The following is a 15,656-nucleotide window of genomic DNA, read 5'->3' as shown; positions in this document are numbered from 1 at the left end:
GCTTTTGTGGTTAGGGGACCACAAGGTACGTATTGCCGTTCGAGAACTCCCAGGCCCGGGCTGCGATCATACGCCCGAGAAGGCGCTGAAGCCACCGTCGACGGGTACGACGATGCCGGTCACGAAGCTGCTGGCGTCGGCGCAGAGGTACACGAGGGTGGTCATCAGTTCGTCCGCTTCGCCAAACCGGTTCATGGGCGTAGCGGCGATGATGGTCTTGCCGCGGGTGGTGAGCGAGCCGTCCTCCTCGAGCAGCAGGCGGCGGTTCTGCTCGCCGATGAAGAAGCCCGGGGCGATAGCGTTTACCCGAACCTTTCCATCGTACTTGCGGGCCATTTCCACGGCCAGCCACTTGGTGAAGTTGTCGATTCCGGCCTTGGCGGCGCTGTAACCCACTACGCGGGTGATGGCGCGGTCGGCGGCCATACTGGAGATGTTGACGATGGTGCCGCCGTTTTCGGTGAGTAGCTCGCCGAAGATCAGGCAGGGGATCACCGTACCGTCGAGGTTGAGCTTACTGACGCCGGCGAAGTCCTCGAGGCTGAGGTCGAAGAAGCTTTGGTCCGGACCGATGGTCGCGCCCGGCCGGTTTCCGCCGGCGGCGTTGACCAGAATGTCCAGCTTGCCCCACTTTTCCCGGATCTCGTCGCGGGCCGCCTCGAGCGAGGCCCGGTCCGTGACATCGCCGCGGAGTAGGATCACCGCACCTGCGTCCCCGTCCAATTCTTCCGCCGCGCTTTTGAGGTTGTCGGGGTTGCGGCTCAGCAGGGCGACGCGCGCACCGGCTTTGAGTAGCCCCTGGGCCATAGCGGTACCGAGGGCGCCGGTACCTCCGGTGAGCAAAGCGTTTTTGCCGGTCAGGTCGAATAAGTCGGGCATACGGGTATCAGTGCTGAAGGGTTCGAATAACTAGTTCCCCGGATAGGGGTCGAGGGTGGCGATGCTGCCGTCCGCGCGGTGGGTGATTTCGGCCATCTTGACCGAGCGCAAATGGGTTACGCCGCGGGAAAGTACGGAATCGTGGTAAAAAAGGAACCACCGGTCCTCGTAGGCGCAAATGGAGTGGTGGGTGGTCCAACCGATCACGGGGTCCAGTATGCGTCCGCGGTAGGTGAAGGGGCCGTACGGTGAATCGCCCGTGGCGTAGCAGATGTAGTGGGTGTCGCCGGTAGAGTAGGAGAAGTAGTAGGTGCCGTCGTGCTTGTGCATCCAGGCGGCCTCGAAGAAGCGCCGGTCGTTGTCGCCGGCCCGCATCGGAACGCCGTTCTCGTCTACGATATTGATCTCGCGTACCTCTTCGGCAAATTCCAGTAGGTCGTCGGTGAGCTTTGCCACGAGGGGACCCAGGGCACGGGCGTCGCCTTCCGGTTCCTTGTGGTCGGGATGGAAGGTATTGTCGCGGTATTCCTGCAACTGCCCGCCCCAGAGACCGCCGAAGTACATGTAAAACGCGCCGTCGTCATCGGCAAAGACGGCCGGGTCGATGGAGTAGCTGCCGCGGATGGCCTCCGGCTGGGCGGTAAAGGGGCCCTCGGGGCGGTCGCCGGTGGCTACGCCGATGCGGAAGCGACCCTCCTGGTCGCGGGCGGGAAAGTAGAAGTAGTAGGTGCCATCCTTCTCGGTGGCGTCCGGGGCCCACATCTGCCGGGAGGCCCAGGGCACGTCGTCCACGTGCAGTGCCACGCCGTGGTCGGTGGTTTCGCCGAAGGGGGCGTCCATCGACAGCACGTGGTAATCCTCCATGCCGAAGTGGTCGCCATTGTCGTTGAAGGGGATGCCGGCATCGATGTCGTGGGATGGGTAGATGTAGATCTTGCCTTCAAAGACGTGGGCCGAGGGGTCGGCCGTGTAGATGTGCCGGACCAGCGGGGCGGAAAGCGCCCGGGTCTCGAGTTGGTTGTAATCGGGTTCCTGTTCCATAGGAGAAATAATTTTAGGCCACGTTCTTTGCGCGGCTGACGAGCAGGTCCTGTTCGATCTGGTCTTCCATTTTCTTGTCTATTTCGTAGAAGTACAGCAGGCCACAGCCGATCAGGAAGGGTAGGGAGGCGAAGAGACTCACCAGCAGCCGGATGCCGGCCACGGTGTCGGGCGTCTGCTCCGCCGCTCCGGCCTGGTAGCCGTAGGCCGACAACAGTATGGCCACCAGTGCGCCGCCGATCGCCAGGCCGACCTTCAGGCCGAAGATCATCGCGGAGAAGATAATTGCGGTAGCCCGGCGGTTGTTTTTCCATTCCGAGTAGTCGGCTACGTCGGCAATCATCGCCCAGAGCAGCGGTACCGTGACGCCGTAGGCCAGTCCGTGGCCGATCTGTGCCAGGAACACCAGTCCTACCGCGTCGGGGGGCAGCACGATGTAGACCAGCAAAAAGAGCGTGGAAATGAAGAGTCCGATGCCGAACACATTGCGCTTGCCGAAGCGGTCGGCCAGTCCCTTGCTGAAGAAGATGCCGATGATCTGGCAGATGATGCTCGTGGCATTGTAGAGGCTGAAGGCCGAGGTGGCGGGATCTTCCGGCCAGCGGAATTCAGTGAGTCCCATCCCCGTCAGCATGCCGTTGAGGCCGTCGATGAAGCCGTTGAAGCCGATCTGTTGCAGGAATGCGACGAGGGCGGGCTCGTTCATGTACTCCGAAAAGTAGTAGACGTAGGAGCCGCCCTTCAGGGCCAGGGCCACGAACACCAGGGTCGTCAGGGCCAGCATGATGAGCCAGGGGCGATTGTGCACCAGGTCCTTGAGGTCCGCCTTGACGCTGGATTCCTGTTCGGGGCGGGGGATCACCCGTTCCTTGGTGGTCAGGAAGGTGATGAAGAACATGACGACACCGGCAACGGCCAGGATGGTCATGGTGCGCTCGAAGCCGACGGCCTTGTCCCCGTCGCCCAGGATCAGCACAATGGGCAGTACAAGCACCTGGATGATGAACTGGGCGATCATCACCGCCACGAAGCGGTAGCTGGAAAGGCTGTTACGCTCGGACATACTGCCGGTGAGGACACCACTGAGGGCGCTGTACGGGAGGTTGTTGGCCGAGTAGATCATCACCAGCAGGAGGTAGGTGATGCCGGCGTAGATGAGTTTGCCGGTAGGAGCGAAGTCGGGCGTGGCGAAGGTGAGCATCACGATCACGCCGAAGGGAATGGCCGTCCACAGCACCCACGGCCGGAATTTGCCCCAGCGGGTGCGGGTACGGTCGGCGATCGCCCCCATGATGGGGGTGAAGACCGCGCCGCCCAGAATGCCGGCCCAGAAGATGATGAAGGCCGCCCAGCCGGCCGGAATACCGTACACGTCGGTATAGAAGAAGGCTATGAAGGTCACCAGCGTCTGAAAGATCAGGTTGGCGGCCAGGTCACCGAGGGCATAGCCCACCTTTTCGGTGACGGAAAGCTTGTGGTTTTCGATCGACATTGGGGGGATCAGTTATCCTTGAGGGTAAGAAGACGGTCGTAGGCTTCTTTGGGACGCGATTCCCGGTCGAAGAGCAACGGATAGTTGGTGCGTCCGCGAATGGGCCAGTTGTTCAGCCAGGTCTGGGCGTCGTTGATGCCCCAGAGCGTCACCCGGGTCACCGCCTCGTCCTTGCGCAGGAAAAGGTCGAACAGATCGGCGTAGCGATCGGCAATCTTAGTAGAGACCGAATCGGGGAGCCCGTCGGGGTAGGGGTTCATTTCCGGACTGTTCTCGAAGTCCTGATTCACGTCGGCCCCGTCGAGGTCCCAGGGATTGGGGAGGGTGGTGAGGTCCAGCTCGGTAATCATGACATTTACGCCGGTGCCTGCGTAGGCATCGATGCTGGCCTCCACTTCCGCGATCGGCGGTCCGTTGAGGTTGTAATGGCCCTGCATGCCGACACCGTCGATGCGCACGCCGTTGTCCTGCAGCAGCTTGACGAGGCGCAGGACGCCCTGCCGCTTTTGGGGATTATTAAGGTTGTAGTCGTTGTAGTAGAGCTGGGTATTCGGTGCCGCCTCGGCCGCCAACCGGAAGGCGTCTACGATATACTGCTCGCCGAGGACTTTGTAGAATACCGACTCGCGGTAGCTGCCGTCTTCGTTGAGCGCCTCGTTGAGCACGTCCCAGCCGTCGATCCGGCCCGCATAGCGGCCGGCCACCGTGCGGATGTGGTCCTCCATGTAGGCACGCAGCTGGTCCGGGTCCGTGGTTTCCCGGACGTACGCCGGTAACTGGCTGTGCCAGACCAACGTGTGGCCGATGATCCACATATCCAGGCGCTCGCCGAGCTCCACGTAGCCGTCGGCCAGTTCCCAGGTGTAGGTGTCGGGCCCGGGCTGGATCTCCTCCCACTTCATCACGTTCTCGGGGGTAATGGAGCTGAAGTCGGAGGCGAGAAGGCGCAGCCCGGCAGTATCCCGACCGGAGATCTGACGCGCATTGACCGCCGCACCGATGTAGAAATTATCGGCGTACACCTCGGCGAGCGAAGGCGCGCCCGGGGTGGCGGGTGCGTTTGACGCGACGTTGGTGCCCGCACAGGCGGCCAGCACGGCAACCAGTAAGGCGGACAACAGGGAAAGGAGGGGGAATTTTGGCATGTCGAGCGTTTTAAGGAAACCGGATGCGACCCGGGCGGGCCGAAGGAATCGACAATGTAAGCGTTTATCTTTATTCACGAAATCGATTGTGTAGGAGACCACCGGATCAGGGCGATCAAATCCCGCCGAGCTGTTTAGTGGCCGGTCCGCAGGGAAGAGGCGCGTATCACCAGTCCGGTAGCTAAATTGACCTCGCTGGCGGGGGGCGGCTTCTTGGGATTGGCGAGACGGAGTGCCTGTTGGAGGGCCTTGCGCCCCATCTCGGTTGCGGGATGGGACATGGATGAAAGCCCCGGTTCGATGATCTCGCACACGGGGTCGTCGTTAAAACCGATTACGGCCAGCTGCTCGGGGATGCAGATACCGGCCGAACGGGCGTATTTCATGGCCCCCACCGCGGCAATGTCCATGGTACTGAAGAGGCCGTCCGGGGCAAGGTTTTCGTCAAACAGGTGGCGGGTAAATCGGTAGCCTTCCTCCTGCCCCAGCTGCCCGGAGGCCAGGATGAGCCGCTCATCGATCTCGATCCCGTTTTCCTGCAGGGCGGTTCGGTAACCGGATTCCCGCTCGTGGTAGATTACCTGATTCCGGGCACCCCCGAGGAGAGCTATCCTGCGGCATCCCTGGTCGATTAGGTGCTGGGTGGCAACCCGGGCGGTACTGAAGTTATCGATCATGACCCGGTACCCTTCGATTTCCCAGGGTATCCGGTCTACGAAGATCACCGGGGTCCCACTCTGGATGATCTCGGTGATGTGGTCGTAGTGGGTGGTTTCCATGGCCAGCGACACGATAAGTGCGTGGATTCGGCTGCTGAACAGGGCCCTGGCATTAGCCACCTCGTTCTCGTAGGAATCCTGGGACTGGGAGATGATGACCTCGTATCCGGCAGCCCGGGCCTCGGCTTCGATACCGGCGATCAGGTTGGAGATGAAGGGGTGGTTGATCCAGGGTACCAGCACCCCGATGGTGGTCGTCTGCTGCTTCCGCAGGTTGCTGGCCATGGTGTTCGTGCGGTATCCACGTTTTCTGGCCAACTCTTTCACGGCCGCGATCGTTTCCTTACCGATACTACTGTGGTCCTTCAGCGCCCGGGATACCGTCGACGGAGCCACCTTCAGTTCGGTGGCCAGGTCGTAAATGGTTACTTGCTTTTTTCGCTTATTCATATTCAAGGGGCGCGATCGATATACTACACCGGGTGGTCCGGGAGCAGGATAAAAGTAGACCATTTGTCACAACTTGCATTCGGCGCGGTGCCGCCTGCCGGAGTCGCTTTCTCCGGGCCGGCGCGTGCTTCGGGGCAAGTCCAGCAAATGATAATTGTGTAAATATAAAGTCGTTTTGCCGGACTGAGTAGGCAGCCGCCTCGTTCAAATGTCCCCGACCAGAAGATTGCATCCGCGCACGTCGGAAGCATCCAGCCGGCCAAGCACCTCAAACGTACCGTCTGCAAAGACCCGCCCCAGGTCGTCACTGGCAATGAAGCTCACGGTGTCGAGGTTCGCCAGGTCGGTCAGGTTCAGGGCCGCGGTACGGCCGCGGGGAGCGGGGGTAAAGGGGTCCGTCACCTCGCGGGGCGTCACCGATAACGTGGCAGCGGGATGAAAGCGGCCGGCGCGGGGAGCGTAGGCCTGCGACAGGAGCTCGGTCATGCCGTACTCGCTGTGGATCACGGGAACCTCGAAGGCCGTCGCCAGAACGGCGTGCAGCTCGGGGCGCGTCAGTTCCCGCCGCCTTCCCTTCATACCGCCGGTTTCCATAACGATTGTCTTGCCCAGGGGCTGCGGAAACCGCTCGGCCAGGTCGAGCAGCGCGAAGCTGACCCCCAGCAACAGGGTAGGCGTACCGGCGGCGTGGAGCTCCGCCAGCCGGGTGGCGAGGCCGGGCAGGTCATCGAGGAAGAATCCGGAGCGCTCATCACCGCTGCGCGCGATGAATTCCCGGGCCATATATACGAGGCTGGATCCTTCGCGCTCCAAATAGGCTGGCAGGAGCGCCAGCACGACCCGCCCGGGCAGGGGGCCGTACCGGGCCTCGAAGGTGCGGATGGTGCCGGTGCGGTACCAGTCGTCCTGCCGCAGGTCGTGGCGGCTCGTGGCCGTACCGGTGGTACCGCTGCTGCGGAAGGTGCGCGCCGGTTCCCAATCGCCGCTGCGCAGGCGGTGGGTCTTGAACAGACTGATGGGCAAGTGGGGAATGTCGGTCCGGCGGGTTACGGCTAGCGGATCCACACGCAACAATTCGAGGTATTGGGCGTAGATTAGGTTATTGGCCGCCTGGTACCGGAACACCTCCAGGGCCAGGGCCGCGAAGCCGGCGGGGGTCACTCCCTCGATGCGCTGCGCGAGCCGGTCGCGCGTTTTTTTCAAACCGTTCATCTGCCATGCTATACACCCGTTTCGCCCTTTGGTTGCTTGCCGTCGCCTTTGTGCTGGGCTCCTGCGTATCTCCGCCGGACTATCCCGACGAACCCGTCATCCAGTACGAGAGCATCAGCAAGAATACCCTGTACCAGTTTACGAACGGGCCGGCCGACAGCGTGGTAATTCAGTTTTCCTTCACCGACGGCGACGGCGACATTTCGGTGCAGGACAGTAGCGATATCTTTTACGTCGACAGCCGGTTTCCGGAAGTACCGCCGACGCCGCTTTCCCTGCCCACCGTACCCTCCGAGGGTACCGGCAACGGCATCAGCGGCGACGTCTTCTTTACGCTGATCAATACCAACCAGATATGCTGCAAATTCAACGATCGCTTCTGCATCGCCGATCCCGCCTATCCGGTGGATACCTTTTCCCTGTTTATCTATATGGTCGACCAGGCGGGGCACATCAGCAATACTATCCAGACGGAGCAGATCCAGGTTCCCTGCCTGGGGCAGTAGGTTGCGCATGGTTTCTGTCCTGCACGATCTCCGCACCTGCTTGCAGCGTCGGCGGACCATTCGCCACCAAGCCCGCCAACTTGCGCACCACGGCTTCGCCTGCTACAACTGGTGGCGCCGTGAAGACCCGGCAACTTTCTGGTTCTACCGTTTCCTTCAGCGCCCCCGCCTGCAGATGGCCCGGTTGCCCGCACGCATTGGATTCTACTCCGTATTCGGTGACCGGGACGCGGTGAACCGCACTCCCCGCGACGTGCGGATTTTCTTTACCGGCGAAAACCTCGACCGCTTTCCGCAGTACACCGATCACCTGCTGCCCGAAGTCGATCTCGCGCTGGGCTTTGATGCCCTGGCCGACCCGAAGTACCTGCGGTTTCCCCTGTGGCTGCTTATCTGTTTTCCACCGGACGCCACCGTAGCGGACCTAAGCCGAATCCTGTCCGCCTGGCAGGATGCCAACCGGGATACGGTGCGGCGCCCCCCCGCTACGGCCAGCCTCGTTGCCCGCCACGACGATTTCGGTATCCGGGCCCGCCTTGCCGCGGTGTTCGCCCGTCACGGCACGGTTCATTACGGGGGGCACTTTGGCAACACCGGCCCTCCCGTTATCGGCGCTCAGTGGTCGGACAAACTGGATTTCCTGCGGCAGTATCCCTTTACTATATGTCCCGAGAACAGTGACCGCGCCGGTTACGTGACGGAGAAGCTCTTTCACGCCGTCGCTGCCGGCTGCGTCCCTATATACTGGGGTGCCGCCGGTGCGCCCGAGCCGGAAATACTGAATCCCGCGGCCATCCTTCACTACGATGCCGCAAATTTTAAGGACCAACTGCTGCCGCTGCTGAGCAGCCGGTCCGCGCTGGACGAGTTCGCGCGGCAGCCACGTTTTCGCCCCGGGGCAGCCGAGGCGATTCACGGCTACTACCGCCGCCTTGAGGATCGGTTACTGGCGCTGGCCGACGCGGCGGGGCCGCAGGTGCGGCGCAGGCCGGGTAGCCGGAGCTAATTTGGTGCTGTATGACCCGGATCACCCTGCTTAATTACGCCGACGACAATTTCCGATCTGCCCAGCGCAAGAACTCCCGTTCAGGAAGCGAGGTAGGGGGCTTTGACCGTGTCGTTTCGTACGGGCCCGGCGATATCGAGCCCACCTTTCGCGCGCGCTGCCATTCTATTTTACGGCACCCGCGGGGCGGCGGCTACTGGCTTTGGAAACCCTACTTCATCGCGCGTACGCTGGATGCCATGCCGGATGGGGAATGGTTATTCTACTGCGATTCCGGGAGCTACTTCCTGCGAACGGTTCGCCCCTTTATCCGAGATGCGGAACGACGGGGGCTCGAGGTAGTCTGCTTCGAAACCCAGCATCCGGAGGAAGAATATACGCGGCGCGCGCTGCTGGACGCCCTGGATGCCAATCGACCGGAAATAACGCACACCAGGCAACGCCTCGGCGGATTCAGTATCTGGCGCGCCGGGCCGGATGCCCGCCGCCTGGCCCGCCGCTGGCTGGAGATCTGTTGCGATCCGGCCCTGCTGCTGGATGGAGCGGCAAGCGACCCTTCGGAGGCGACCGGCTTCCGGGAGCACCGCCACGATCAGTCGGCCTTCAGTGTAATCACCAAACTGGCCGGTATCGAGGCGCACCGCGATCCGAGCCAGTTTGGCAACCGGGCAAAGGGCGCGTACGGCAATTCCCCTTACGCCCAGCTTATCCAGTTGACGCGCCAGCGGGATATTCCGCTGGTGAAACGGGTAAGGCGCAGGCTACGGCGCTTCCTACAGTACCTGGGAATCAAGGAGTAGGGACGGCTCGCCGCCATCTTCTTACCTTTGGAGGGATGCAAACGGAGGAATTTCTTTCGCACCTGACCCACCAGCGCCGGCTAAGCGCGCATACGGTAGACGCGTACCGCAGCGATTTACGGCAATTCGCTGCGTACTGCGCCGCGGTCTACGAAACGACACGGGCCGGTGACGTATCCCGCGAGATGGTTAAGAGCTGGCTGGCAATGTTGGTAGAGGAGGGTAGGGCGGCCACTTCGATCCGCCGGAAGCTCTCCGCGCTGAAGGCCTTTTACCACTACCGGCAGCGACGCGGGCAACAGCAAGACAACCCCACCGTACGGATACCCACGCCGCGGGTGGGACGCCGGCTACCCGCCACCGTCCCCGCGGAGGATCTGCGGGCACTCTTCGCCGACTTTCCGGATCCGGAGACGAACGACAATTATCAGTTGCTGCAGGACCATCTGCTCCTGGCGCTGCTTTACCAGGCCGGTTTGCGGCGGGCCGAGCTGATCGGGCTGGACTGGAACGACGTCGACCTGGACAAGCGTCAGCTACGCGTACGCGGGAAGGGGGACAAGGAGCGGTTGTTGCCCTTCGGGAGCCGACTGGCCGAATTACTGGAGCGGGCCCTGCACCTGCGCCCCGCGCCGGCCGTTTCCGTATTCATCACGCCTTCCGGTAAACGATTGTATCCCAAATACGTATACAATACCGTGCGCAAGTACCTGACGGTAGCTACGCGGGAAGAGAAAAAGAGTCCGCACGTGCTCCGGCACAGTTTTGCCACTCACCTGACCGAGTCCGGTGCCGACCTGAATGCGGTAAAAGAGCTGCTCGGGCACGCCAGTCTTGCCGCCACGCAGCTGTATACCCACAACAACCTGGAGCGGCTGCGGGAGGTCTACCGGAAATCCCACCCGGGCGGCGGTGAATAACCTTAGTTAAAATTTCGTGGGTAGTCGCTTTGTCAATTGTATCAAACGACTTACCTTTGCAATCGCTTTGGGAAAACGTCCTGAGGCAGACTTGAAAAATTGCCAAAAGATCCCTGCAAAGCGGCCGTTGCGGTTCCTCTTTCCGGCCTAGGTCGGGAAGCCGGAGTTGCGACAGGAGCCGCACAAGCTACCGAACAGCAAGCCGGTGTAGCTCAGTTGGTAGAGCAGCTGATTTGTAATCAGCTGGTCGGCGGTTCGAGTCCGTCCATCGGCTCTAGCAGGCCAGGAGATCTTTGACAACCAGAATAGGGGGGTGCGCCACAGTTGGAGAGGTGGGCTGGACTGTAAATCCAGTGTTTCGGCTGAGTAGGTTCGAATCCTACCACCCCCACACCTTTGAAATTTTATTTTTTTGCGGAAGTAGCTCAGTTGGTAGAGCATCAGCCTTCCAAGCTGAGGGTCGCGGGTTCGAATCTCGTCTTCCGCTCCACGGAATCCACAACGGTGGATTTTCGCAATGAATAACGGAGTAGCTCAGTTGGTAGAGCGGTTTATTTGTGGGCTAGTTTTTGGGGCCCCCGCCCCTAAAACCGCATAACCTACAAAACGCATTAAACTGAGGGTCGCGGGTTCGCCCCGACCGAAGGGAGAGCAGCGAAGCTCATCTCGTCTTCCGCTCCACGGAGTACCACAACGGTGGTGGTCCGCAACTTTATTACACATCAACCGTGTTGCCGACGTAGCTCAGGGGTAGAGCACTTCCATGGTAAGGAAGGGGTCGTGAGTTCAAATCTCACCGTTGGCTCAAGGGTAATACTTCTCCGTGTTCTTCGGAAGCGGAGATAGGGGCGGCCGGGGTTGCGGTCGGCACCCTGAATAAGCACCATTTTTTAATTTTTAAATAGGTTATCCTAAGATGGCTAAGGAAAAATTTGAAAGAAATAAACCCCACGTCAACGTGGGTACCATCGGTCACGTCGACCACGGTAAGACCACCCTCACCGCAGCTATCACCACCGTACTATCGGAGGCCGGTGGCGCCAAGAAGATGGACTACGACACCATTGACTCCGCTCCCGAGGAGAAGGAACGTGGTATCACGATCAACACCGCTCACGTAGAATACGAAACGGCTAACCGCCACTACGCGCACGTTGACTGCCCGGGCCACGCCGACTACGTAAAGAACATGGTAACCGGAGCCGCCCAGATGGACGGCGCTATTCTGGTTGTTGCCGCTACGGACGGTCCCATGCCCCAGACCCGCGAGCACATCCTCCTGGCCCGCCAGGTAGGTGTACCCAACATCGTGGTCTTCATGAATAAGGCTGACCTCGTCGACGACGAAGAGATGCTCGAACTAGTGGAGATGGAAGTACGCGAACTGCTCAGCCAGTACGAGTACGACGGCGACAACGCCAGCATCATCATCGGTTCCGCCCTGAAGGCCCTCGAAGGAGACGCCGACGGTAAGCAGCAGATCCTGGACCTCATGGCCGCCGTCGACGCCGACATCCCCGAGCCCGAGCGTCTGGTAGACCAGCCCTTCCTGATGCCCGTTGAGGACGTCTTCTCCATCACCGGTCGTGGTACCGTTGCTACCGGTCGTATCGAGCGGGGTGTCATCAACGTAGGTGACTCCGTAGAGATCCTCGGTATGCAGGCTGCTGAAGCCAAGCCGCTGACCTCCACCATCACGGGTGTAGAGATGTTCCGCAAGCTGCTCGACCGCGGTGAAGCCGGTGACAACGCCGGTCTGCTCCTCCGCGGTATCGACAAGGAAGCCATCAAGCGCGGTATGGTAATCTGTAAGCCCGGCAGCGTAAAGCCCCACAGCCACTTCAAGTGTGAGGTATACGTACTGTCGAAAGAGGAAGGCGGCCGTCACAAGCCCTTCTTTAACGGCTACCGTCCCCAGTTCTACTTCCGTACCACGGATGTAACCGGCGATATCAGCCTCCCCGAGAACGTGGAGATGGTAATGCCCGGTGACAACGTTACCCTCGAGGTAAAGCTCCTGAACACCATCGCCATGGAGAAAGGCCTCCGCTTCGCTATCCGCGAAGGTGGTCGTACCGTAGGCGCCGGTCAGGTAACTGAAATCCTCGAGTAGATACTAACCTTCAGGGACTGAAGGTTTGAAGGATGGAAGGATTGAAGGTGGCTCTGTTCCCTTCAATCCTTCGTCCATTTTCGATCCTTCGATCCCTGACCCACGGGTGTAGCTCAATTGGCAGAGCACTGGTCTCCAAAACCAGGGGCTGGGAGTTCGAGTCTCTCCACCCGTGCATTACTTTACCGGACCGGCGGTAGTTCGGACTTTGTCCTTGCGTTCATCGGTCCTTCTTCTCCCTCAATCCCTATTACAGAGATGGACAGATTCTCAATCTACCTCCGGGAAAGCTACAACGAACTGGTACACAACGTTACCTGGCCGTCGTATTCGACCCTGCAGACCAATACGATCATGGTGCTGACCGGTTCGGCAATCTTCGCGCTGCTGATCCTCCTGATGGATTTTGTCTGGAAGAACGTAGTGGACTTTATCTACTCGGCAGCGTAGGCAACACCTCAAGTATAGCATGGCAGATAATAAATGGTATTCGCTGCGGGTCATCAGCGGCAAAGAAAAGAAGATCAAGGAGCGCATCGAGAAAGAGATCGAGCGTAACGACTGGGGCAGCCACGTCACCAAGATCGTCGTGCCCACGGAGAAGGTCTACAAGATCCGTAGCGGGAAGAAGGTAATCTCGGACCGTAATATTCTGCCCGGATACATCCTTGTGGAAGCCGATCCCTACGCGCTCAACGCCGAAGTGGTCGATGCCATCACCAGCCTGCCAAATGTGATCCACTTTCTAGGCAAGAGCGAGCCCGTCCCCATGCGGGAGTCCGAAGCCAACCGGTTGCTCGGGAAGGTTGACGAAAGTCTCGAAGCGGGCGATACCATGATCGAGCCGTTCATCGAGGGAGAAACCGTAAAGATCATCGACGGACCGTTCAACGAGTTCGTAGGCGATATTCAGGAAGTGAACGAAGAAAAGAAGAAGCTGAAAGTGATCGTAAAGATCTTCGGCCGTGGCACGGAAGTCGAACTGAACTTCATGCAGGTCGAGAAGCAGTCTTAAACGTATATAATCATACCACACGTCGGAGGGTGGGGGAGCGAAAGCGCCACATCCGCAAGTACGACACAAATAAGTCAGTATGTCTAAGGAAGTAGAAACCTTCATCAAACTACAGGTCCGCGGTGGAGCGGCCAACCCGGCGCCCCCCGTCGGTCCCGCACTGGGTGCCAAGGGCGTCAACATCATGGAGTTCTGTAAGCGCTTCAACGCCGCTACCCAGGACAACCAGGGCAAGATCCTCCCCGTGGTCATCACCGTCTACAAGGACAAGTCCTTCGACTTCGTCATCAAGACGCCCCCGGCCGCCGTACAGCTGCTCGAAGCCGCCAAACTGAAGAGCGGATCCAAGGAGCCTAACCGCAACAAGGTGGCCAAGGTGAGCTGGGACCAGGTACGCACCATTGCCGAAAACAAAATGCCCGACCTCAACGCCTTCACGGTCGAGAGCGGCATGAAGATGGTAGCCGGCACCGCCCGCTCCATGGGAATCACCATCGAGGGCACCCCGCCCTGGGAGGCCTAACCGTCGCCCCCGCCATCCAAATTTTCATAATCAAGTAGGGAGCAGGCCGTAACGCCTGCGCTATAAACCTCAAAATCATTACTCATGGCTAAACTTAGTAAGGCGCGCAAAGCCGCCACTGAGAAAGTCGATGCTACCAAGCAGTACAGCCTCGAGGAGGCGCTGGCCCTCGTCAAGGAGGTCAATACCGCGAAGTTCAATGCATCGGTCGACGTACACGTACGTCTGGGGATCGATCCCCGCAAAGCTGACCAGGCCCTCCGCGGTACGGTCACCCTTCCCCACGGTACCGGTAAGACCAAGCGCGTACTCGCCTTCGTCACCCCCGACAAAGAGCAGGAAGCACTGGACGCCGGTGCCGACTTTGCCGGTCTGGACGATCTGGTAGCCAAGGTGAACGACGGCTGGACGGACTTCGACGTTGTGGTCGCTATGCCGCAGACGATGGCCAAAGTAGGTCGCCTCGGTCGCGTTCTGGGCCCCCGCGGCCTGATGCCCAACCCCAAGACGGGAACGGTTACGATGGATGTCGGCAAGGCCGTATCCGACGTCAAGGGCGGTAAGATCGCCTTCCGCGTAGACAAGTTCGGCATCATCCACAGCAGCATCGGTCGCGTAGAGTTTACGCCCGATCAGTTGAAGGAAAACGCCAACGAACTCCTCGGTACGCTGGTGCGCATGAAGCCCAGCAGCGCCAAGGGCATCTACATGAAATCGGTGACTGTTGCCTCTACCATGAGCCCCGGTATTAAGATCGATCCGAAGACCATCGCCTAACCGTCCAAACTAAGAATCATGAATAAGCAAGAAAAAGCGACGGCCATCGAATCTCTGAAAGAGCGCTTTCAGAACAACGAGTACTTCTACATCGCCGACGCCTCGACCCTTTCGGTCGAACAGGTAAACAAGCTGCGCGGCATCTGCTTCAAGCGGGGTGTCAGCATGCAGGTCGTCAAAAACACCCTGGCTAAGAAAGCCCTCGAGCAACTGCCCGAGGAGAACAACTATGCCCCCCTGTTTGACGCCCTGAAAGGCCCCACGGCCCTCATGTTCAGCGAAGTAGGTAACGCTCCGGCCAAGGCCATCAAGGAGTTCCGCGATGAGAAGGGCGAGCGCCCCATCCTCAAGGCGGCCTACATCGCGACTTCCATCTACAGCGGAGACGACCAACTGGACGTACTCGCTAAGCTGAAGTCGCGCGACGAAGTGCTGGCCGACATCCTGACCCTCCTCCAGAGCCCCATGCAGAACCTGCTCAGCGGCCTCAAGGGACAGGGCAGCAAGCTTGCCGGTGCCCTCAAGACGCTCGAGGAGCGGGAGCAGGCCTAGCCCGCAACCGCAACCGGTACCTACCGTACCACACTACTAAACCAAGGCTTCCAAGCTGATACGCGATACTCTATCGTACATCACTATTAAATACTTTTTATTATGGCAGACGTAAAAGCAATTGCCGACCAGCTCGTAGAACTTACCATTAAGGACGTTACCGAGCTCCTGCAGATCCTCAAAGAAGAACACGGCATCGAGCCCGCAGCCGCCGCAGTAGCGGTAGCTGGTGGCGGAGGTGGCGAAGCCGCCGGCGCAGCCGCGGCCGAGCAGACCGAGTTCGACGTTATTCTGGAATCTGCCGGCGGCAGCAAGCTCAAAGTCGTGAAGGAGGTCAAGACCCTGCTGGGTCTCGGTCTGAAAGACGCAAAGGAAATGGTCGATGGCGCTCCCGCCACGCTCAAGTCCGGTGTCGATAAGGCAGAAGGCGAAAGCATCAAAGCCGCCCTTGAGGAGGCAGGTGCTACCGTTGTCCTGAAGTAATTCAGGGCCTTTGCCCCTTCTTA

17 protein-coding genes and 5 tRNA genes are annotated in these 15,656 nt (G+C 60.0%); 16 read left to right on the top strand and 6 right to left on the bottom strand.

The window, feature by feature from the left end; translation table 11 throughout:
- Positions 1-66 precede the first annotated feature (66 nt).
- The 6 genes from DQG19_RS04275 to DQG19_RS04250 all read right to left on the bottom strand — a co-directional run bounded on the left by DQG19_RS04275 (position 67) and on the right by DQG19_RS04250 (position 6,938).
- Complete coding sequence (locus DQG19_RS04275) at positions 67-879, bottom strand: SDR family oxidoreductase (RefSeq protein ID WP_116124950.1); 813 nt, start codon at positions 877-879, stop codon at positions 67-69.
- A 30-nt stretch (positions 880-909) separates the two neighbouring features.
- Positions 910-1,920 carry a glycoside hydrolase family 43 protein gene (locus tag DQG19_RS04270; protein ID WP_116124949.1) on the bottom strand — a complete coding sequence of 337 codons (1,011 nt, stop codon included), beginning with the start codon at positions 1,918-1,920 and terminating at the stop codon, positions 910-912.
- Between the two features lie 13 nt (positions 1,921-1,933).
- Complete coding sequence (locus DQG19_RS04265) at positions 1,934-3,412, bottom strand: MFS transporter (RefSeq protein WP_116124948.1); 1,479 nt, start codon at positions 3,410-3,412, stop codon at positions 1,934-1,936.
- 8 nt (positions 3,413-3,420) lie between these two features.
- Positions 3,421-4,557 (bottom strand): endo-1,4-beta-xylanase, encoded by a 1,137-nt coding sequence (locus DQG19_RS04260; protein ID WP_116124947.1) that lies wholly within the window; start codon positions 4,555-4,557, stop codon positions 3,421-3,423.
- 134 nt (positions 4,558-4,691) lie between these two features.
- Complete coding sequence (locus DQG19_RS04255) at positions 4,692-5,726, bottom strand: LacI family DNA-binding transcriptional regulator (RefSeq protein WP_116124946.1); 1,035 nt, start codon at positions 5,724-5,726, stop codon at positions 4,692-4,694.
- Between the two features lie 204 nt (positions 5,727-5,930).
- Positions 5,931-6,938, bottom strand: a complete 1,008-nt coding sequence (locus DQG19_RS04250) for an acyl transferase (RefSeq protein WP_116124945.1) — start codon at positions 6,936-6,938, stop codon at positions 5,931-5,933.
- Between the two features lie 5 nt (positions 6,939-6,943).
- Here DQG19_RS04250 and DQG19_RS04245 point away from each other — a divergent pair, with 5 nt between their 5' ends.
- From DQG19_RS04245 to rplL, 16 genes are all read left to right on the top strand, one after another.
- Complete coding sequence (locus DQG19_RS04245; protein WP_116124944.1) at positions 6,944-7,444, top strand: hypothetical protein; 501 nt, start codon at positions 6,944-6,946, stop codon at positions 7,442-7,444.
- Positions 7,445-7,451: 7 nt separating this feature from the next.
- Complete coding sequence (locus DQG19_RS04240; protein WP_116124943.1) at positions 7,452-8,450, top strand: glycosyltransferase family 10 domain-containing protein; 999 nt, start codon at positions 7,452-7,454, stop codon at positions 8,448-8,450.
- 11 nt (positions 8,451-8,461) lie between these two features.
- On the top strand, positions 8,462-9,250 hold the full coding sequence (locus DQG19_RS21150) for a hypothetical protein (RefSeq protein ID WP_198661647.1): 789 nt from the start codon (positions 8,462-8,464) through the stop codon (positions 9,248-9,250).
- A 35-nt stretch (positions 9,251-9,285) separates the two neighbouring features.
- Positions 9,286-10,170 carry a tyrosine-type recombinase/integrase gene (locus tag DQG19_RS21145; protein ID WP_198661646.1) on the top strand — a complete coding sequence of 295 codons (885 nt, stop codon included), beginning with the start codon at positions 9,286-9,288 and terminating at the stop codon, positions 10,168-10,170.
- A 201-nt stretch (positions 10,171-10,371) separates the two neighbouring features.
- Positions 10,372-10,444 (top strand) — tRNA-Thr (locus DQG19_RS04230).
- Positions 10,445-10,479: 35 nt separating this feature from the next.
- A tRNA-Tyr gene (locus DQG19_RS04225) sits at positions 10,480-10,561 on the top strand.
- 23 nt (positions 10,562-10,584) lie between these two features.
- A tRNA-Gly gene (locus tag DQG19_RS04220) sits at positions 10,585-10,660 on the top strand.
- Positions 10,661-10,903: 243 nt separating this feature from the next.
- Positions 10,904-10,975: transfer RNA gene (locus DQG19_RS04215), tRNA-Thr, on the top strand.
- A 111-nt stretch (positions 10,976-11,086) separates the two neighbouring features.
- Positions 11,087-12,283, top strand: coding sequence for an elongation factor Tu (tuf, locus tag DQG19_RS04210; RefSeq protein WP_116124941.1), 1,197 nt, complete (start codon positions 11,087-11,089; stop codon positions 12,281-12,283).
- Between the two features lie 102 nt (positions 12,284-12,385).
- Positions 12,386-12,458, top strand: a tRNA-Trp gene (locus DQG19_RS04205).
- Between the two features lie 83 nt (positions 12,459-12,541).
- Positions 12,542-12,733, top strand: a complete 192-nt coding sequence (gene secE / locus DQG19_RS04200; RefSeq protein WP_116124940.1) for a preprotein translocase subunit SecE — start codon at positions 12,542-12,544, stop codon at positions 12,731-12,733.
- A gap of 19 nt (positions 12,734-12,752) precedes the next feature.
- A complete protein-coding gene (gene nusG, locus DQG19_RS04195; RefSeq protein ID WP_104420361.1) occupies positions 12,753-13,298 on the top strand; it encodes a transcription termination/antitermination protein NusG in 546 nt (181 codons plus the stop codon).
- 79 nt (positions 13,299-13,377) lie between these two features.
- Complete coding sequence (rplK, locus tag DQG19_RS04190) at positions 13,378-13,821, top strand: 50S ribosomal protein L11 (protein WP_116124939.1); 444 nt, start codon at positions 13,378-13,380, stop codon at positions 13,819-13,821.
- An 84-nt stretch (positions 13,822-13,905) separates the two neighbouring features.
- Complete coding sequence (gene rplA, locus DQG19_RS04185; protein WP_116124938.1) at positions 13,906-14,598, top strand: 50S ribosomal protein L1; 693 nt, start codon at positions 13,906-13,908, stop codon at positions 14,596-14,598.
- Between the two features lie 18 nt (positions 14,599-14,616).
- On the top strand, positions 14,617-15,150 hold the full coding sequence (rplJ, locus tag DQG19_RS04180) for a 50S ribosomal protein L10 (RefSeq protein WP_116124937.1): 534 nt from the start codon (positions 14,617-14,619) through the stop codon (positions 15,148-15,150).
- 102 nt (positions 15,151-15,252) lie between these two features.
- A complete protein-coding gene (gene rplL, locus DQG19_RS04175; protein WP_116124936.1) occupies positions 15,253-15,633 on the top strand; it encodes a 50S ribosomal protein L7/L12 in 381 nt (126 codons plus the stop codon).
- Positions 15,634-15,656 lie beyond the last annotated feature (23 nt).

Source organism: Lewinella sp. IMCC34183, assembly GCF_003390915.1.
In the GTDB taxonomy this organism is placed as follows: Bacteria; Bacteroidota; Bacteroidia; order Chitinophagales; family Saprospiraceae; genus Neolewinella.
This window is presented reverse-complemented; position numbering and strand designations above follow the sequence as displayed.